The sequence below is a fragment of the Actinospongiicola halichondriae genome (assembly GCF_049103745.1).
GTDB lineage: Bacteria > Actinomycetota > Acidimicrobiia > Acidimicrobiales > Salinilacustritrichaceae > Salinilacustrithrix > Salinilacustrithrix halichondriae.
The window spans coordinates 2,419,086-2,436,720 of the sequence record NZ_CP171622.1; the positions used below are offsets into that span (position 1 = coordinate 2,419,086).

Annotated in this window: 26 protein-coding genes; 11 read left to right on the forward strand and 15 right to left on the reverse strand. The window is 66.7% G+C overall.

The annotated features are described in order from the left end of the window. Positions 1 to 2: 2 nt before the first annotated feature. From AB8619_RS11915 to AB8619_RS11930, 4 genes are all read right to left on the reverse strand, one after another. Positions 3 to 761: a helix-turn-helix domain-containing protein gene (locus tag AB8619_RS11915; protein WP_436792849.1), complete on the reverse strand. Its 759-nt coding sequence runs from the start codon at positions 759 to 761 to the stop codon at positions 3 to 5. A gap of 69 nt (positions 762 to 830) precedes the next feature. After that, positions 831 to 1,331 carry a pyridoxamine 5'-phosphate oxidase family protein gene (locus AB8619_RS11920; protein ID WP_436792850.1) on the reverse strand — a complete coding sequence of 167 codons (501 nt, stop codon included), beginning with the start codon at positions 1,329 to 1,331 and terminating at the stop codon, positions 831 to 833. Next, positions 1,328 to 1,615, reverse strand: a complete 288-nt coding sequence (locus AB8619_RS11925) for a putative quinol monooxygenase (protein WP_436792851.1) — start codon at positions 1,613 to 1,615, stop codon at positions 1,328 to 1,330. Before AB8619_RS11925 ends, AB8619_RS11920 begins: the two co-directional genes overlap by 4 nt. Before the next feature lie 47 nt (positions 1,616 to 1,662). Next, a complete protein-coding gene (locus AB8619_RS11930; RefSeq protein ID WP_436792852.1) occupies positions 1,663 to 2,322 on the reverse strand; it encodes a DUF899 family protein in 660 nt (219 codons plus the stop codon). Between the two features lie 61 nt (positions 2,323 to 2,383). Here AB8619_RS11930 and AB8619_RS11935 point away from each other — a divergent pair, with 61 nt between their 5' ends. Next, positions 2,384 to 2,926 (forward strand): winged helix-turn-helix transcriptional regulator, encoded by a 543-nt coding sequence (locus AB8619_RS11935; protein ID WP_436792853.1) that lies wholly within the window; start codon positions 2,384 to 2,386, stop codon positions 2,924 to 2,926. Between the two features lie 124 nt (positions 2,927 to 3,050). Here the strand turns inward: AB8619_RS11935 and AB8619_RS11940 are convergent, their stop codons facing one another. From AB8619_RS11940 to AB8619_RS11970, 7 genes are all read right to left on the reverse strand, one after another. Next, complete coding sequence (locus AB8619_RS11940) at positions 3,051 to 3,449, reverse strand: type II toxin-antitoxin system VapC family toxin (protein WP_436792854.1); 399 nt, start codon at positions 3,447 to 3,449, stop codon at positions 3,051 to 3,053. Then, positions 3,446 to 3,676: a FitA-like ribbon-helix-helix domain-containing protein gene (locus AB8619_RS11945; protein ID WP_436792855.1), complete on the reverse strand. Its 231-nt coding sequence runs from the start codon at positions 3,674 to 3,676 to the stop codon at positions 3,446 to 3,448. Before AB8619_RS11945 ends, AB8619_RS11940 begins: the two co-directional genes overlap by 4 nt. A 590-nt stretch (positions 3,677 to 4,266) precedes the next feature. After that, positions 4,267 to 4,686, reverse strand: coding sequence for an oxygenase MpaB family protein (locus AB8619_RS11950; RefSeq protein ID WP_436792856.1), 420 nt, complete (start codon positions 4,684 to 4,686; stop codon positions 4,267 to 4,269). A gap of 205 nt (positions 4,687 to 4,891) precedes the next feature. After that, positions 4,892 to 5,284 (reverse strand): type II toxin-antitoxin system VapC family toxin, encoded by a 393-nt coding sequence (locus AB8619_RS11955; RefSeq protein ID WP_436792857.1) that lies wholly within the window; start codon positions 5,282 to 5,284, stop codon positions 4,892 to 4,894. A 2-nt stretch (positions 5,285 to 5,286) separates the two neighbouring features. Beyond that, positions 5,287 to 5,550: a type II toxin-antitoxin system Phd/YefM family antitoxin gene (locus tag AB8619_RS11960; protein WP_436792858.1), complete on the reverse strand. Its 264-nt coding sequence runs from the start codon at positions 5,548 to 5,550 to the stop codon at positions 5,287 to 5,289. Between the two features lie 273 nt (positions 5,551 to 5,823). Beyond that, positions 5,824 to 6,093 carry a hypothetical protein gene (locus AB8619_RS11965; RefSeq protein WP_436792859.1) on the reverse strand — a complete coding sequence of 90 codons (270 nt, stop codon included), beginning with the start codon at positions 6,091 to 6,093 and terminating at the stop codon, positions 5,824 to 5,826. A gap of 260 nt (positions 6,094 to 6,353) precedes the next feature. Continuing rightward, on the reverse strand, positions 6,354 to 7,175 hold the full coding sequence (locus tag AB8619_RS11970) for a class I SAM-dependent methyltransferase (RefSeq protein WP_436792860.1): 822 nt from the start codon (positions 7,173 to 7,175) through the stop codon (positions 6,354 to 6,356). Between the two features lie 84 nt (positions 7,176 to 7,259). Between AB8619_RS11970 and AB8619_RS11975 the strand changes: the two genes are divergently transcribed. The 9 genes from AB8619_RS11975 to AB8619_RS12015 all read left to right on the forward strand — a co-directional run bounded on the left by AB8619_RS11975 (position 7,260) and on the right by AB8619_RS12015 (position 12,544). Further along, on the forward strand, positions 7,260 to 7,931 hold the full coding sequence (locus AB8619_RS11975) for a winged helix-turn-helix transcriptional regulator (protein WP_436792861.1): 672 nt from the start codon (positions 7,260 to 7,262) through the stop codon (positions 7,929 to 7,931). A 260-nt stretch (positions 7,932 to 8,191) separates the two neighbouring features. Then, entirely contained in the window at positions 8,192 to 8,647 is a 456-nt protein-coding gene (locus AB8619_RS11980) for a carboxymuconolactone decarboxylase family protein (protein ID WP_436792862.1), read from the forward strand. Positions 8,648 to 8,655: 8 nt separating this feature from the next. Beyond that, positions 8,656 to 9,537, forward strand: a complete 882-nt coding sequence (gene sigJ, locus AB8619_RS11985; protein ID WP_436792863.1) for an RNA polymerase sigma factor SigJ — start codon at positions 8,656 to 8,658, stop codon at positions 9,535 to 9,537. A 267-nt stretch (positions 9,538 to 9,804) separates the two neighbouring features. Then, positions 9,805 to 10,026: a type II toxin-antitoxin system VapB family antitoxin gene (gene vapB / locus AB8619_RS11990; RefSeq protein WP_436792864.1), complete on the forward strand. Its 222-nt coding sequence runs from the start codon at positions 9,805 to 9,807 to the stop codon at positions 10,024 to 10,026. Then, a complete protein-coding gene (locus AB8619_RS11995; RefSeq protein ID WP_436792865.1) occupies positions 10,023 to 10,223 on the forward strand; it encodes a hypothetical protein in 201 nt (66 codons plus the stop codon). The genes vapB and AB8619_RS11995 overlap by 4 nt, the downstream gene beginning before the upstream one ends. A 155-nt stretch (positions 10,224 to 10,378) precedes the next feature. Beyond that, a complete protein-coding gene (locus AB8619_RS12000; RefSeq protein ID WP_436792866.1) occupies positions 10,379 to 11,020 on the forward strand; it encodes an RNA polymerase sigma factor in 642 nt (213 codons plus the stop codon). After that, on the forward strand, positions 11,013 to 11,306 hold the full coding sequence (locus AB8619_RS12005; protein WP_436792867.1) for a zf-HC2 domain-containing protein: 294 nt from the start codon (positions 11,013 to 11,015) through the stop codon (positions 11,304 to 11,306). The genes AB8619_RS12000 and AB8619_RS12005 overlap by 8 nt, the downstream gene beginning before the upstream one ends. A gap of 80 nt (positions 11,307 to 11,386) precedes the next feature. Next, positions 11,387 to 11,797: a DUF4383 domain-containing protein gene (locus AB8619_RS12010; RefSeq protein WP_436792868.1), complete on the forward strand. Its 411-nt coding sequence runs from the start codon at positions 11,387 to 11,389 to the stop codon at positions 11,795 to 11,797. A 114-nt stretch (positions 11,798 to 11,911) separates the two neighbouring features. After that, positions 11,912 to 12,544, forward strand: a complete 633-nt coding sequence (locus AB8619_RS12015; RefSeq protein ID WP_436792869.1) for a uracil-DNA glycosylase family protein — start codon at positions 11,912 to 11,914, stop codon at positions 12,542 to 12,544. A gap of 96 nt (positions 12,545 to 12,640) precedes the next feature. Here AB8619_RS12015 and AB8619_RS12020 read toward each other — a convergent pair whose 3' ends face one another. From AB8619_RS12020 to AB8619_RS12035, 4 genes are read right to left on the reverse strand one after another with little or no spacing between them, the layout of a single operon-like run. Continuing rightward, positions 12,641 to 13,837, reverse strand: coding sequence for an alpha-L-fucosidase (locus AB8619_RS12020; RefSeq protein WP_436792870.1), 1,197 nt, complete (start codon positions 13,835 to 13,837; stop codon positions 12,641 to 12,643). Continuing rightward, a complete protein-coding gene (locus tag AB8619_RS12025) occupies positions 13,828 to 15,240 on the reverse strand; it encodes an amidase (RefSeq protein ID WP_436792871.1) in 1,413 nt (470 codons plus the stop codon). The genes AB8619_RS12020 and AB8619_RS12025 overlap by 10 nt, the downstream gene beginning before the upstream one ends. A 51-nt stretch (positions 15,241 to 15,291) precedes the next feature. Beyond that, positions 15,292 to 15,876 carry a YdeI/OmpD-associated family protein gene (locus tag AB8619_RS12030; RefSeq protein ID WP_436792872.1) on the reverse strand — a complete coding sequence of 195 codons (585 nt, stop codon included), beginning with the start codon at positions 15,874 to 15,876 and terminating at the stop codon, positions 15,292 to 15,294. Between the two features lie 39 nt (positions 15,877 to 15,915). Beyond that, positions 15,916 to 16,527: a TetR/AcrR family transcriptional regulator gene (locus AB8619_RS12035; protein ID WP_436792873.1), complete on the reverse strand. Its 612-nt coding sequence runs from the start codon at positions 16,525 to 16,527 to the stop codon at positions 15,916 to 15,918. A gap of 112 nt (positions 16,528 to 16,639) precedes the next feature. Between AB8619_RS12035 and AB8619_RS12040 the strand changes: the two genes are divergently transcribed. Next, a complete protein-coding gene (locus AB8619_RS12040; RefSeq protein ID WP_436792874.1) occupies positions 16,640 to 17,590 on the forward strand; it encodes a metal-dependent hydrolase in 951 nt (316 codons plus the stop codon). The last annotated feature ends 45 nt before the right edge of the window (positions 17,591 to 17,635 follow it).

Below are 17,635 nucleotides of genomic sequence, written 5' to 3' on the forward strand. Positions count from 1 at the left end.
GGTCACTCAGGTGCGTGAAGGCCGGTAGGGATGTGGTTGTGGGCGGATGAGGTCGCTCCGTGCAGACGGCTCGGCGTCAGACCCGAGAAGCTCTTGAAGTCGCGGCTCATGTGGGCTTGGTCGGCGTAGCGGCAGGTGGCGGCGATCTCCGCCAGAGACGGCGGGGTCGGCATCCGCATCGCACGAAGCGCCCGTTGGAACCGCTGGATGCGCTGGTAGTGCTTCGGGGCGAGCCCGACTGCGTCGCGGAAGGCTGGTACGAGTCGACGACGGTCAGCACCGAGCGCCGACATGACTTCATCGATTCGACTCCCTCCCTGGATCGCTCGCTCGGCCGATGCCACCTGCTGACTCAATGCACAATCGCCACGGAGGTGGCGGAGCGCTTCGTGCTCGAGGCGATCGAGAATGGCCGAGGGGTCTGATTCCTCGAGGCATTGCGCCCAGCGTCCGCGTTCGATGACCACGTCGGCGTCAACCACCACGTCGACGAGCTCCGGTACCGGGACCCTGGACAGCGCCCGCAGACCGGCACCGGACAGCGACATCCCAGCCGCGAACGTCGACGACGACACCGTCGCAGGTCTCGTGCGAGGGCCGACGAGGAGAGCGACGCCGTGACCGCCGTCCACCACGAGTTGCGCCCGCCCGGAGGGCAAGACGACCTCGTCGCCGTCCGCCTCAGGACGAACGCTCACCCAGAACGACGCCACCACGCCGGCGAGGGCACCGGATCTGGGTGGTCGGCTCACCGACGACATGAACCAAGCCTAAGTCCGGTCCACCCCACGCCGGTCCCGTGACCCTTCGGCTCATGGTGGCCTCGGGCGTCAGAAGCGATATCGAGTCTGGGCGAATGGCCCCTTGGCGAACGCCAGCACCTTTACGGGGGCGACCTCGAAGACCATCGCCGAACTGGCGCTGTCGTGGAACATTCCGTCGGCGACGGCGAAGTCCCAGGCGCCGTCGTACTTCGATCGCCAGAGATCGGCGAGGGCGCTCAGTTCCGTGTCGGACTCGATGCGTACGGCGATGCCTTCGACGACCACGTCGAGTCCTTCGTTCCACGTGTTGCATCCCGTCGTGAGCGCGATGCGCGGGTTCTGATCGACGTTCACCGCCTTCTGCTCGGTCGGGCCGGTGCAGAAGTGGAGTCGGTTCTCGTGCCACACGGCCGGTAGAGGCGTCACGTGCGGGCGGCCGTCGGCCCGTGCGGACGAGATCCAGAAGAGCTCTGCGGTCTCGAGGACACGAACGGTCTCCCGCCAAGGTGTCGGGCCGGCTCCGGGTTCACCGAACCTGACGTCCTGTTCGACGGTGGGAACCGTCATGAGAGCGAAGTCGAGGTCGTCACGTCGTACTGGTGCACGTCGGCGTCGACGATGCCCGCGCGTTGCTCGTCGTCGGGCCCGGTCCCTCGGAAGCGCTCGACCGCGTCGGCGTTCTCCCATTGCTCGAAGATGTTGATGCGATCGATCTCGATGACGTCGGCCGAGAGTTGGAACGCGAGACAACCCGGAGCTGAGCGCGCCGCCACCATCACTTCCCGGTTGCGGCGCAGGATGGCGTGGCGATTGTCGGGCTCGACGGTGAGGTGACCGGCGACGATGATCATGGCGGGGGCTTCCTGTGTCGATGACGGGAAGGGATGGACTAGTTCGCTCACCCGTATGTGGGCTTCTGGGGCCATCCGTCGGGGCTGTCCTCGTAGTCCTGCTGGCGGCCGTAGACGGTGCGATCCCAGATGGCCGGAACGGGCAGGATCGCCTCCGTGCCGCGTCGCTGGGTTCGGTAGGTGAGAAAGAGGCCGTCGTCGGTGCAGAGGAGATAGGAGTAACCGGGCTGGTCCTGGCCGTCCACGGTCCAGCCCCAGTCAGTGTTGAACGTGTTGCCGGCCGACGACACCCACATGATGTGGTCCCATCCACGCTGGTGGCGCCAGCGCTCGAGCTTGTCGATCGGGGCGCGGGAGACGACGGCGAAGGCAACATCCTTCGGGGCGAGGAGGTCGTCGAGTTTCTGTGGGAGGTTCTCGACCGCCCAGGTGCAACTCGGACAACCATCGTTCCAGTCCGGGTGGAACATGAAGCTCTGGACCACGAGCTGTGACCGATCACCGAACAATTTCGCAAGAGGGACCGGACCGTCGGGACCGGTGAAGACGTAGTCGTCGATCGGCGTCATCGGCAGCCGTCGACGGCGGGACGACACGCGATCGCCGAAGCGGGTGAGCTCCTTCTCGATCTCCACCTGTTGAGCGAGCTGTACCTCGAACTCGCCGCGGTCGACGGTGGGGGGTGTCGCTGGTCTCGATTTCGCCATGGGCTTCCACTCCAAACCGATTGTCATCTGCAATCGGTTCGATGGTAGCTAGACTGCTTGCATGTCGCAACCGGTTGCTGCCGCTCCCCTCCCCGTCACCGACGGGCGGTCCGGCTGCCCCATCAACATGACCATGGAGTTGCTGGGCGACCGCTGGAGCCTCGTCGTCCTGCGGGATCTCATGTTCAGCGATCGGACCGGGTTCCGCGACCTGCTGCGCCACTCCCTCGAAGGCATCGCCAGCAACGTGCTCGCGGACCGGCTCTCCAAGCTCGTCACCGCCGGCCTCCTCACCCGCCACCCGAACCCGGCCCACCGTCAACGGATCGACTACCGCCTCACCGAAGCGGCCATCTCCCTCGTCCCGATCATCGTCGAACTCGGAGCCTGGGGCGCCACGTGGCTAGCCACCACGCCCGAGCTGGCCGTGCGCGCGCGCCTGCTCGCTGACGGCGGCGACGACATCCGCGGGCGCTTCATGGACGAACTCCGCATCATTCACCTCGAACAGCGACCGCGACCGGACGGCAGCGTTCTCGACGAACTGGACGACGCCTTCGCGGCCCTCGCAGGCGTCACGTCCCGCGAGGCCACCGCGACCTGAACCGATCATGGCCCGCCTCTGAGTCGCCAACCGCCACCTATCGCGCGGACATGTCCATCTGCGACCGTTCCGCCAAGGTGCCGTTGAAGGATGCCGATCGCAGGTGCCCCGAACAACGGCTCGCTCAGGGCCGGAGCACCTCGACCGAGCAGCTGATGCCCGGCGCCGCGGCGAGCCGTCGATCGGCGGTGACAAGCGGGCAGTCGAGGCGCTCGGCGAGCGCGACGTAGACGGCGTCATACGCGGTCACGTTGTCGCGGAGTTCGAACGCCCTGCGCATCAGCGGAAGAGCGGGATACCTCGCGAGGTCCAGATCCTCGAGGTCATCGATCGCGGCGGAGAATCGATTCTTCGAGAGGTCGCCAGCCATCCAGCGCTTGCGGAGCACCGCCACGGTCTCGACATCGACGAGGTCAGGCGCCACCAGATCGTCACCCGCCGTCAATCGAGCGCGTGCCACTCCCCCATCGGATCCGTCATCAGCGAGTGCGTTCGCCAACACCGACGCGTCAACGACGATCAAGACGCAGAGCGTTCGGCATCGAGATCAGCGACCGCCTGGCCGAGGCCGACCTTCCCGCCTCGCCGCTTGGCGACGCGATCGAACAACTCGTCCGCAGTCGGCCGCTCAGCGAGTCGGGTCAGCTCCGAGCTCAGGTACTGCTGCAACGACTGCCCTCGATGCTCGGCGCGGTTCGCCAACGCTCGGTGGACATCATCGGGGAGATCTCGCACGAGAATGTTCGGCACGCTTTCATTCTGCAAGCAGATCGCCAGGAAGGCAACCCCCCTACCAGCAGGCGCAGTCCGATCCTCGGCGATTGGACGTCTGTGGACGTCCATGGACACCGCCCGTTCGAGCGCCTGTTCGCGGACTCGTCCACCGACGTCCACCGAAGTCCACTGCGGTGCGTGGTCTACATCGCGAGGTCGGGTCGGTACACGTCGAGCGCGGTTGCTCCCGCGGTAACTCCCACCGGCCAGATTGAGCGCCCGGAAAACGCTGTGACCAGCGCAAACGCGACCCAATCGAGGCCAGGGTTCGATTCCCCCCCAGCTCCACGGAAGCGTGTGTGGACGTCTCCTGACGTGCGCAGACGTCCACCGCTTCATGAAATCGGGCCGCTGCGTTGCTCCCGCGGTTACTCCCATCGGCTCCAGCGCCTCGGGTCCGGGACGCTCGGTCACGAGGATCGGAGACGGTTCCCTCTTGGCGAGTGCCCACGGACGCCGTGCTCGACGACGGTCGGCTTCGAGGCTCGTGCTCTTGCGCTGGACTCCGTCCGAGCCGCCGGCGGCGTTCTTTCGTTCCCGGTCACAATTTTCGGTGGCCGGGGGCACTACGTGAATGCCTTGCCGCCGCGGTGGCGGCGTCGGAAGTCCCACAGGTAGAGCCGTGGTCCGATGCGCACGAACCAGTCGGGGAAGATGGGATCGATGCGCACGAGGGTGGCGAAGAGACGGTCGAACCGGCGTTGGTCGGTGTCGGTCCAGCGCAGTCCGAGGGGGCGCCGGAACTCGTCGGAGAGGTAGCCGGCGGAGATCCAGGTGTGGAGCCCGCCCAACAAGAACGAGGGGACGCGGCCGAGCCAACGGAGCCGGAGGAAGTCGATGAGGTAGTCGCGGGTGACGTCGTCGACCTCGAGGCGTTGCAGGTTCTCGGTCCAGTACCTGTCGAACGCTTCGCTGTCGGCCGGCCAGGCATCGGGTGGGGCGTCCGGGGCGACCGAACCGAGCAGAGATCGCTCGCGCGACTCCACCGATCCGGAAAACCTATGTCGAGCACCTCCGCGTCCGGCGGAAGCGTGACCCCATCCAGCAGCGCCTCGGTTGCAGGAAAGCCGCCCAGATGGAACTGATCGACGCTTCGAAGTCTTCTCGGGTCGAGGTCAGCGCCGTAGGCGGCGTCGAGCGATGCGAGGAGCGCCGATCCGAGACCGGCGCGTCCATAGCGCCGCTCAGCCATCAGGATGGGGCGATGACGCGAACGCCGTTGGACGCAGCTGCGTCGGCGAGCCGATCGTCGTAGGTCACGATCGTGTTCAGGTCGTCACCGAGATCGAGCGCTGCGGCGAGGTGCAGCGCGTCGAGTGTCCGCAGCAGTGGCGGATCGACGCGCGCGGCTTCCTCGTAGATCTGCGTCGTGAGTTCGAGCATCGTGACCGCGTCGAGCACGTCCCGGGCCCGGACGACCCGGTCCGGAGCAGCCCGGCGGACCGCCCGCAACAGCTCGGTCCGAGCGAGGTCGCTCGAAACCATCTCCACTTCCGCGGCATCGATCCACGCGATCAGCGCCGCGGTTTCCTCCTCTTCGACGACGAGCTTCACGAGCGCGGACGTGTCGAGGTAAGCCGCCAACGTCAGTACCGCCCCTCGTCGCGCATCGATCGCAACTCCCCCGTCAGGCTTGGACCGGCCGCCGGCGGCTCGAGATCCGCAAGTCGACGACGCGGTGTCCGCGCCCGGCCAGCATCGATCAGCGCCTCGAGTCTCGATCTGGGAATCGCAGTCATCTGCGCAACCGGACGCCCGCGATCGGTGATCGTCACGGTCTGTCCTGCGGCGGCGTCAGAGACCACCGCCGAGGCGTTCTGTTTCAGGGCGCGGATCCCGACTTCGGGCATGTTCTACATAGTAGCACTTTCGCCCTGCAAGCGTCACCACTCCGCGTGCTCGATGACCGGACCCAACTTCGCGGCCGCTACTCCCGTGGTAGCTCCCACCGACAAAGATCGGGCGCTCGAAAACGCTGTGACCAGGACTTTCGCGAGGGTTTGTTGCTCGCGGCAAAGAAATGCGTCACTCCCAGCGTTACTCCCTCGGGAATTTCACCGACGTCCGCTGCGGTCCACCGACGTCGAGACGCTGGCTCGAGTCCGCCCGGCGATTCGGGGGACTCAGATCTTCCCTGGTGGCCACCACCCAAACAGTCGCGCTCGTCTGTAGACGATGGCCGCAACTGATGCGCTCATGACACCGAGGAAGGCATGAAGGAGTAGGTGGAACCTCTGTGCGATCTCGCCCTGAACCGAACACAGCTCTGTGTCGCCGACTGTCGTCGAGAAGTCCCACCACCCGCGACTGCAGGGGTCAAAGAGGTGGGCGACGATCAGATAGCCAGCCCCGATCAGGATCCCTGTGGCCAGGACTGCGACCGACAACGCCATCGGCCTGCCTTCCTTGTATGTCGCAGCCGACGCTGCCCCAGGTTGTGAGTCGTCCGCCGAATACGGCAGCGACTGTGCCCATGACCAGGAAAGCGACGTTTGCGCTCAACAGACCGACCACAAGAAGCCATCGCAGTCTGGGAGCCCACGTGGAAGTCATCGCTCCGGCGTGCGCATCGAGATCTCCCTCCCGCCACTGAAGTCTGACCCGACCGGGTTGGGCAGGCAAGGCCCAGCAAGGGTTCGGATCGGCGGCGACCTCAGTGGTCGATGGTGACGGAGGCCACGATCGCTGGTGCTGGGAAGGTGACGGTGCCATCGGATGCGACGAAGCGGGCGAGTTCTCGCTCGGCTCGGTTGATCAGTGTGGCTTCGGCCTCGTCATCGACCAGATCGGCGAGGGTCCAGCCGCGTACGTCGGTGTGGACCCAGTCGGCGATCGATGAGAAGCGTGCAGTGCCGTCGACCTCGCTGATCGAGATTTTGGGTCCGAACGGCGACAAGAGGTCTCGGACCTGTCCTGGTTCCCCCAGGATAAAGGGCGCCCGCAATGCGTCAGCAGCGGCGTCTCCGAGTTCGTCGTTGATGAGCGAAACCATGGCCTCGTAGCCGGGTGTGTGCTCGAGCCGTGACCAGGTCGCAGTCGTGACAGTCCCGCCGCTCGCCGTCACGCGGGCCATCTCCTTCAACGCCTGGGCCCGGTCGACGAAGAACATGGCGGCGAACTGGCTGACCGTCCGGGTGAACGTCGTGTCGCCGAACGGGAGGCGCTCGGCCACACCTTGACGCCAGTCGACGGAGTCATCGGCTCGACGTGCGACGGTCAACATGCCGTCGTTGGGGTCCACGCCTGCCACCTGTCCCGTCGGGCCGACGCGACATCGCGCCGCTCGTGCCAGGATCCCGGTGCCACAGCCGACGTCGAGCACTCGGTCACCCACCTCCACCCCAGCCCGATCGAGTACGGGCTCGCTGAACTGGCCGAACAACGCCGGAACGAAGAAGGCGTCGTAGATCTCCGCCGCTTCCGCGTTCACCTGGCCCCTTTCCGCATCGGTCATCGCGTCACTGTTCTCGGTCATGGCTCCACCATCCGACGACCCAGGCGCAGCGTGAAGTTCTGATTTCGAACTCCCCAGGCCAGCGCACTCTGCGAAGATGAGTTCGTGGGCTCCTACAAGCAGTACTGCCCGATCGCTCGAGCCTCGGAGATCCTCGCCGAGCGATGGACCCCGCTCCTCGTGCGAAACGTGATGCTGGGCGCCAACACCTTCAACGATCTCGCCCGCGGCGTCCCTGCCATGTCGCGATCGATGCTCGCGAAGCGGCTCACCGAACTCGAACGCACAGGCGTGCTTCAGTCCCAGCCAAAACCCGATGGCCGAGGCCAGATCTACGAGCTCACCGAAGCAGGCGCAGATCTCGCCGAGGTGATCGCGGCGCTCGGAACATGGGGCGAACGATGGCTCGAAGTGACCAGCGAGCACGCCGACCCAGGGTTCGCACTGTGGGCATGGTGCCAGGCCCAACTCGATCGCTCGAAGCTCCCCCATGAGCGCGTCGTCGTCGCCTTCACGTTCCCGGACGAATCACCCAACAACCGCTACTACTGGCTGCTCATCGAGCACGGCGACGCCGAGGTCTGCTACAGCAACCCCGGCGACGAACCCGACCTCCACATCGAAGCCAACTCCGTCGCATTCGTCGACTGGCACCGCGGCGCAATCTCCTGGTCACAGGCCCGACGAGACGATGCCATCACCGTCACCGGGTCCAGACACCTCGCTCGCTCGCTGCCGGACTGGAACCTTCACGCACCTGTCGCGCCACGCTCGTGACACGCCGGCAGACCAGGCGCCGCAGGCAGCAACGCTGAGCGCCACCTATCGAGCGACATACCGGCAGGGGCGTTGCCCACCAAGTGCCGGTGGCGGCGAGCGCCTCAAATCGTCACAGAACTTCATCCCGACCGGAGTGATATCCGCCCGCTGAGTTCGCTCTCCCGCTCGTCGGCAAAGTGGCCGAGAGCGTCACGGATCGTCGAGCTGTTCCGTCATGAGGGGTGCATCAACTGCGATGCTCCACGAAAGGACTCTCGATGTTCGAACGCATGAACCCCCACAAGACCGCCCCCGAGCTGCAGAAGCCGATGTTCGCCCTCACGAAGCACATCTCCGAGAACATCGACCCGGTGCTCTTCGAGCTGGTGAAGCTGCGGGCCTCCATGATCAACGGTTGCGGCCACTGCATCGACATCCACTCGAGCGACGCCCTGAACGCGGGAGAGTCCACCGCCCGACTCTTCGGCCTGTCCGCCTGGTGGGAACACCCGCTCTACACGGCGAAGGAGCGGGCAGCGTTGGGCCTCACCGACGCCGCCACACGCTTCGGCGAACACGGGGTCCCCGACAACGTGTACGACGCCGCACGCGCCCAGTTCGACGAGCGTGAGCTCACCTACCTCGTCGCCGGCATCGGCCTCATCAACATGTGGAACCGCTTCGGCGTCACGTTCCAGCTCACCCCGCCCAGCGCGCTGACGCACTCGGACTAGAGGCCGTCGTGAATGCAGCAGAGCTCGGCCGGATCGCCCAACGGGAGCGGCCGCGCCTCATCGGTCTCGCCTATCGGATGACCGGGTCCCTCAACGACGCCGAAGACATCGTCCAGGAGGCGCTGCTCCGCGCCCACCGAGCCCATGTCGGCGACATCGAGTCGCCCGCTGCGTACCTCACCACGATCACGACCCGTCTGGCGATCGACCACCAGCGATCAGCACGGGTCCGCCGCGAGTCCTACGTGGGTCCATGGCTGCCCGAGCCGATCACCACTGACCCCGCCCCCGACGCCGTCGCGTCCGCAGAGCTGGCCGACACCCTCTCCATGGCCTTCCTCGTCGTGCTCGAGACCCTCAGCCCCGACGAACGCGCCGTGCTCCTCCTCCACGACGTGTTCGCCTACCCACACCCCGACATCGCCGAGATGCTGGGCCGCACCGATGCCTCGTGCCGGCAGCTCCTTCGGCGGGCCCGCCAGCGCCTCGAAGCCGAACGACCCCGCGCCCGCGCCGACCCGCACCAACGCGACGAGGTCCTACACCGGTTCCTCGACACCTGCCAAGGCGGCGACATGGACGGGTTCCTGTCGTTGCTCACCGACGATGCCCAGCTGGTCGTCGACGGCGGCGCCGAGGTCCGGACCGCAGCGCGCCACCCGATCCGCACAGCCGCTCGAGTCGCCCGATTCCTCTCCTTCGTGACCGGACGAGTCCACGCCGACGGTGGGCGCATCGCACGAGTGACCTTGAACGGCGGCCCCGCCGCGCTCTTCACAAGCGGAACAGGCGAGATCATCGGAGCAGTGTTCGTCGAACCTGACGATGACGGGAACGTCGCAACGATCCGCTGGGTCCGCAACCCTTCCAAGCTCGCCACTCTGCACTGAGCACCTCGCCACGCTCACGACGCTCAGCAGAGACCCCCCGAGTACCGATCGCGCGCAGTCGAACCATCACCCGGCACGCGCTCACATCTCCAGGAGGCAGTGCCACGAAGGTGCCGTAGCGTGCGAGGGCGGGGAGGTGCCCCACAATGTCGTCTTCAACCACGCGGTCGGCGGCGCCCCACGACCCGGCGGTCGGAAAGGTCTCCGCCGATCGACGAAGGGGATGTCTCGGGATCGTGTGATATCGCAGATAGCACGGAGGTGCCGATGGCCGACATCCTGATCCGAGACGTCCCCGACGACGTGGTCGCCGCCATTGACACCAAGGCGGCTCGCATGGGCCTGTCCCGTGCCGAGTACCTGCGCCGAGCCCTCGAGCGGGAACGCACACCGGGCCCTGGGCCCGTGACGTCAGAGCACCTTCGCCGGTTCAGCGCCCTCGCCGCCGACCTTGACGACCCGGATGTGATGGCCGGCGCGTGGACGTGAGCGACTGGCTCATCGACAAGTCGGCGATCACCCGCCTTCATGCCGCGGTAGACGCCGACGAGTGGGCGGCGCGCATCGACCGAGAACTCGTGCGCATCTCGTCGGTGACACTTCTCGAGATCGGCTGCTCCGCGCGTTCCGCGGCGGATCACGCCGAGGTGACCGGCCAACCGGTGGAGCGACTCGTCACCGAGTAGAGCGCCTGGGGCATCGCCCGCAAGTGTCGATCGAGCACATCCTGGCGAGTCCCCTCGAGTCCTCGAACACGCGGTCGTCGATGAATTCTCGATCATCGCGATCCTACGAAGGAGGGTTGTCCAGCCGAGATGTTCGGCGGCATGATCGGGCTCTGGTGAACTCATCGGTTCCTGATGCTCGTTGGCCCACGGACGCCGCGCTCGTCGCTGCAGTACGTCGGGGGGATGGGGAGGCGTTCGGCGTGCTCGTCCGCGGTCTGCATGGCCCGCTCGTTCGGATGGCGACGATCTACGTTCCGGCAGCGCTGGCCGAGGAGGTCGTCCAGGACACCTGGATCGCTGTGATCCGTTCAATCGACGGGTTCGAGGGACGTTCCAGTCTGAAGAGCTGGATCTATCGGATCATGTTGAACAAGGTCAGGACCCTCGCTGTCCGCGAGGCACGTGTGGTTCCGTTCTCATCGACTGGGCCCGCCGACGACCCCCGTCCCGCGGTCGACCCTCACCGGCTCGAGCACCCCGACCTCGGGCCGAGCTACTGGCCCGCCGCACCGAACCGTTGGGATGACATCCCCGACGATCGGCTCCTCTCCGACGAGACACTGGCCGTGATCGACGACGCCATGGCCAAGCTGCCCCCGGCCCAGCGTGAAGTCGTTTCGCTCCGCGATGTCGAAGGCTGGAACAGCGAAGAGGTCTGCGAGGCGCTGGGAATCTCATCGGTCAACCAGCGGGTCTTGCTCCACCGGGCCCGCACCCAGATCCGCCGAGCGCTGGAGGAGTATTTCGATGCCTGAGGACCAGTTCTTCATCGACAACGAACTCCGCCTCAGCTGCGCCGACGCCGTCGAACTGGTGACCGACCACCTCGACGACGCACTCAACGAACGAGACCGGCGCGAGTTCCTCGCGCACCTCGAATCCTGTGAAGGGTGTCGCGTCTACCTGGACCAGATCACCCAGACGGTCCGCATCACCTCGAAGTCACGCGCCGACGTCACGGCGCAACCGGAGAACTTCGCCGAACTGCTCGCCGAAGTCGAACGCCGGGGCGCACCCGACGACGATCACGATTCGGTGTAACGCCCCAGCAGCTCGCTTGTCATTGCAGGGTCCCTACCCCTGACAGACCGCGGCTCGTCCCGCGGCTCAAGGAGACCCTGATGCAGTCATTGTCCCGCAACCAGCAGTTCGCTGTGCTCTCGGCAGCCATCTACCTGTCCGCGTGTGTGCTCGGGTTCCTCGTCACCGGCTTCGACGACTTCGCAGCTGACACCGACGAAACGCTGATCATCCTCGGCCTGAATCCACTCCACAACCTCGTTCACCTCACCCTCGGGCTCGTCTGGGCCGCAGCCGCGACCAACCGCCGAGCCGCGCCGATCGTGAACCTCGCCCTGGGTGCCGGCCTTCTCGCCGCGTTCGCGCTCGGCGTCGCCGGAGGGGCCACGTTCCTGAACATCGACGGCGTGTCCGAACCAGACAACTACCTCCACCTCGTCTACGGCATTGCCGCGATCGCAGTCGCCCGACTCACAGAGCCCGCAGATGACCCGGCCTACGCACGGACATGATCCTTGGCCACAGCAGCCACGGACTCGGCCTCGCACTCACCATCGTCGGACCAGGAGCTGTCATGCTCCTCGTCGCCTACGGCTCATGGCGACGGGCACGGCCTACGCACACCGATGAGCCAAGCTGCCACGGTGACCGTTGAACGTCTCCAGCTCGTGACCGCCGAGGCCCGCGCCTGCACCCTGTGCGCCGAACACCTGGAACACGGAACAAGACCCGTGTTCCAGGTCGGCGCCAACGCGCGCATCGTGATCATCGGCCAGGCACCCGGTCGCCGAGTCCACGAATCAGGGATCCCTTGGGCAGACCCCAGCGGTGACCGGCTCCGCACCTGGCTCGGCATGGACACCCAGACCTTCTACAACCAGGACCATGTCGCTCTGCTGCCCATGGGGTTCTGCTATCCCGGCACCGGCAGCTCCGGGGACAACCCACCTCGCCCCGAGTGCGCCCCGACATGGCACCCGAGAATTCTCGATCTCCTTCCCGAGAACCGACTCACCGTGCTCATCGGCGCCTACGCCCAAGCCCGCTACCTCCCAGATCGATCGTCGACCCTCACCGAGACCGTGAGGAACTGGCAACAGCACCTACCCGTCTTCGTCCTGCCCCACCCCTCTCCGCGCAACCAACGCTGGCTCCGAGCGAACCCCTGGTTCGAGACCGATGTTCTCCCCGCCCTTCGCAGCTCCGTCGCGATCCAGCTCGACGCACTTCGAGAGGCACCCGAACCACACGGCGCGTAGTGCGGCCGAGAGCCATCCCAAACCCTGATGGCCGCGGTACCCACCACGGCTTGGGTACTGGCGCCGACCGATGTGACCCAGGCGGGTGGTCGAGCGTCAGCCCAGGCTCGTCCAGGGGGTCTCCGCGTTTCGCTCGGCCATCCACTCGAGACGACGGAGCTGCTCGTCCGGGATCGATGCGTCGACGCCCTTGGGACCCACGTTCAGCAGGAAGTTGCCGCCCTTCGAGATCGCGTCGGTGAGCGAGTCCAGCAGTTCGTCTCGCGACAACAGATCGTCGTCGGTGGAGAGCCGGTTGTAGGCGAAGCTGTGGTCGAGACCGCGGGTCATCTCCCACGCGCCGTCGAGCCCGTCGGGCAGGTCGGCATACTCCGGCGTGCGGAACTGCGCGAAGGGCGGCTTTGGCGGGATGATGCCCCCCTTCGACATGGCCTGCTCGAACCCCCGGTCGATCGCACTCGCCACCCGCGGGATCCGCACCAGGCGCGAGAGATCGGGGACGGGCATGAAGCGATCGTTGACCACGCCGTCGGGCACGGTCGCGAAGTAGTCGCGGAGCACGCGGTAGAGCGCTTTGGGCCGCGACGGCCAGCAGATGTCGTTCCACATCACCGACGGCTCGTAGCGCTCGGCCAACTCGGCGACGTGTCGAGCGGCGTACTCGTGATAGCCGTCGTGGGGCACGGCCAGCAGCCCGTCCGAACCGCTCCCGATCGGATGCGAGTTGAAGGTCCAGTCGTAGCCACCGGAGTAGTACGTACCGAACCGCATTCCCTCGGCTCGCACCGCAGTGGCCAGTTCGCCGACCAGGTCGCGCTTCGAGTGGAAGCCGGGCGCATGCGGATTCGGCACGTCGGTCGGCCACATGCAGTAGCCGTCGTGGTGCTTGGTCACCATCACGACGTACCCCGCCCCGGTCGCGGCGAAGGCATGAGCCCACGCCTCGGGGTCCCAGGACTCGAGGCCTCGCTCGAACGGCTCGACGAAGTCCTCGTAGGGCTGGTCGCCGTAGGTCTCACGGTGATGGCGGGAGACGCTGCTGTCGGGGAAACGCAGCGAGTTTGCGTACCACTCCGCATAGGGGGTCTCGGCCTCCCCCGCGCCCTCACCTTCCGAGATCGTCTCGTCGATGGAACGACCCACGGGCGCGTAGCCCGGCACCGAGTAGATGCCCCAGTGGATGAAGATCCCGAGCTTTGCGTCGGACCACCACTGCGGCGGTGTCCGGTTCCGCGACCGCAGCTCCTCGGGCATCCGGGTGACGGTCTCGACGACAGTTCTGGTCAGCGACATGGCGACTGCTCCCACGGTTGCGCCAGTTCGAGCTGAAGGGCCAGTTCGAGCAGCATCCGTTCCTGGCCGAAGTCGGCGCCGAACATGATCCCGATCGGCAGGTTGGTGTCTGCGTCATGACCCAGCGGCAGGCTGATCGAGGGCGTGCCGGCTGCGTTCGCCAGCGCCGTGAAGTTCGCCCATTCCATGACTCGGGTCATCAGCACGTCGTAGGGAAGATCCATCCCGAGGTGCCCGAGGGCCGGGGGGAGCTGCGCAACGGTCGGCGACACGACGAGGTCGTAGCCGGCCGTACGCTTCGCCAGTTCCTTCCGTGTGCGACGCAGACGCCACACCACACCAGGGACGCGATGCCACTGCGACCCGAACGCGGCGGCAAGGCCCTCGGTGAAGTCGGTCAGCTGCGAGCGCTCGAACGCCGGGCCCCACACGAACTTGCCGGCGCGGGCCGTCGCCACGCCGAAGAGCTGCCACATGGTGAGGAAGTCGTCGACGAACGTGGGCGCGACCGGCGGGTCGATGGGCGTCACCCGATGCCCGAGTCCTTCCAACAACTGCAGGGTGTCGTCGAAGGCCGCCTGCACCGCGTCGTCGATCGGGCCGGGGGCCGGCGAGCGGTCGAGCGCGGCGATCCGCAGCGGCCGTTCGATCGGGCGATCCACCAGCCCCATGGGCGGCAGCTTCGGGTTGAGGTACTGCTGCTCGGCATGGGCGTAGTAGTGGGCGGTGTCGCGGACCGAGCGGGTCACGACGCCGTCGGCCACCACCGCCACGACCTGGTGCGCCGTGTTCTTCGAGGCGACCAGCCGACCGACGCTGGGTTTGAGACCGACGAGGCCGCAGCATGCCGCGGGGATCCGGGTGGACCCGCCACCGTCTGCGGCGTGGGCGATCGGCACCACACCGGCGGCGACCATCGACGCGGAGCCGCCGGACGACCCTCCTGCAGATCGATCGAGGTTCCAGGGGTTCCGTGTCGGCGGACCATCGGCGAACTCGGTCGACGGGGTGAAGCCGAACTCGGGCATCGTTGTCTTGGCGATGACCGTCATGCCGAGGTCGTCGATCTGCTGGACCAGCGGATCATGCTTCGATGCCGGCGCAGCGTTCGAGAACGCATCCGAGCCGAACCGCGTGGGCAGGCCAGCGAAGTCGACCATGTCCTTGACCATGGTGGGGACACCGGCGAACGGTCCCCCGGCGTGGACGTCGGCGTCACGCTGCGCGTCGGCGAAGCGCTCCGAGGCGATCGCTCCGAGGTGCTCGTCTGCGTCCTCAGCGCGGGCGACGGCGGCCGCGGTCAGTTCACCTGCGGTGACCTCGCGGTCGGCGATGCGACGCAACAGGCCGACCACGTCGTCGGTTCCCAGGGCGTCATCGGTGACGGTGGAGTAGGTGTTCATGTGTCCTTCGAGTCGGGGCGTTCCACGGCGCTGGCTCCGAGGCCAGCTCGGCTATCGGTCGCGGAGCCCCTTACCTGCGAGCACGCGAGGCGCGATCTTGTCGACGCGGCTGACCCGGGTCGCGGACTGCTTCGCCCCCGAGACGTACAGGTTGTACTCACGCTGACGACCGGGCGTCAGTTCGTTGAACGCCTCGGCGAACGCGTCGCTCTCCCCGAGCCGAGCCTCGAGCTCCTCGGCCAACGACTCCTCGGGACGCGGCGGGAGCTCGGTACCGGCGCGCTCGTGGTCGACCGCCTCCTGCACGTAGGCGGCGATCTCGTCCGCCAGCGCCTCGACGTCGGCGACCGAGGTGAACTTCATCCGCCGAGGGCCGTGCGTGTTCGGGCCCTGCTCGTGGAGGACGCCGCTGGCGTCATCGAGCAGCACGCCCTTGAAGAACATGAGCGCCAGGTGGTCGGAGAACTCCTGGAGCAACACGACGTTGCAGTCGTCGTCGATGGAGTAGCAGGGCTTGCCCCACTTGACCACCTCGTCGAGCCCGCACCCGAGCAGGATCGGGCGAATCGCGCGGATCTCGTCCGGCCACTGCTCAGACGCATCGATGTAGGCGTCGACGTCGACGAAGTGTTCCATCATCATCCTCCCGGGCGAACGATCCTACGCGGACCGGGGTCAGCCGATCCGCGGATCCACGGTCAACACGCCACGCACCACGGTGGCGAAACCGGGCCCGAACGTCTCCCCCACGACCGGACCCACCTGCACCGACACCATCGCCGCAGCGACGACGATGGCGACGAGCCCGTCAGCGAGCTCGTCGGCAGGGAGATCGGGACGGATGCCACCCTCGGACTGACCTTCCGCCAACAGCGCGGCCACGCCGGCTCGCAGTTCGGCGAACGCCTTGGTCTCGAGGACGCGGGCCGTGAAGTCCGGTTCGAGGCCGGCCAACAGCCGACGGGCCAGCGGATGGGAGTCCACGATGTCCAGGACGAGGTCGAGCAGCCGGTCGGCGAGTTCGTCGTCTGGACCGAGCGAGACCAGCGCCAGCCCGAGCTCGTCGAACAGCGACGTCAGGTCGTCGTCCACGGCGGCGAAGAACAGGGTCTCCTTGTTGGCGTAGTGCACGTAGGCCGTGGTGCCGCCCACGCCGGCGTCGCGGGAGACGTCGGCGACCGAGGTGTTGCGGAACCCATCGCGGGCGAAGCGGGCACTGGCCGCAGCGAGGATCGACGCCTTCGTCCGCTCGCCCTTCGTCGCGCGAGATGCGATCGAGTCCTCCATGACCGGTGGCACCTTGCCAGCATACTCGCCGCGTGTCAGGATATGAGCGATTCAGTGATTCACTCAGTTCATGAGATCCAGCGTCTCCGCCCCGATCGCTCCGAGGAACCCCATGACCAACGCCTCCGTCGCACGCCAGACCAGTGACCCCGACCGCACCTTCCCGGTGCGCCGCATCACGTTCGAGGAGGTCATCGACGGCCTCACCGCCGACTTCGCCGCCGACGACGACGTGTTGATGTGCCACATGGTCGCCGCGCTGTCCGGGCTGTTCCCCGACGGCGAGGAGATGTTCATCGACTCGGTGAAGCACTACCGAGACGAGATCACCGACCAGGACCTGAAGCGTCAGGTCAACGCGTTCATCGGCCAGGAGGTCACGCACGGACGTGAACACCGCCGGCTGAACGAGCGCCTCGCCGAGCTCGGCTACCGCTCGAAGATGGTCGAGGACCTGCTCCATCGCGACGAGGTCATCACCCCGGGCATGCGCCGGGTCATCAAGTTGATCTCCCGCTTCGGCCCGCTGCGCGAGATCAACGAGCAGTTGGAGCGGGAGGAGACGATCGAACCCGAGCCGATCTTCATGCTCGCCATGACCGCGGCCCTCGAGCACTACACCGCCACGATGGCCGAGACGTTGCTCACCGAGCGCGAACTCCAGGAGCGGTTCGCCGATCAGGACTTCTTCCGCATGTGGGCGTGGCACGCGATCGAGGAGTGCGAGCACAAGGCAGTCGCGTTCGACGTGTACAAGGCCGTCGGCGGTGACGAGGAGACCCGACGCAAGGCCATGAAGCTGGCCACCTACGCCCTCGCCTTCATCACCGGCTACCACACGATCGTCGGCGCGCTGAAGGACCGCAGGAGCTACCGCAACTTCAACCTGGTCCGCAGCCTCTGGCGCAACCGGAACAACCCCCTGTTCGGCAAGCGGCTCCGCGAACGGCTGGCCGACTACGACCGGGCCGACTTCCACCCGCTCCAGCACGACTCCACCCTCATCGAGGCGCAGTGGCGAGCCTGGCTGGACGACGACGCCGCACGCCCCGCAGTCGCCTGACCGCAGCGCGCATGGCCATCGCCATGAGCGGTGACCGCTACCGTT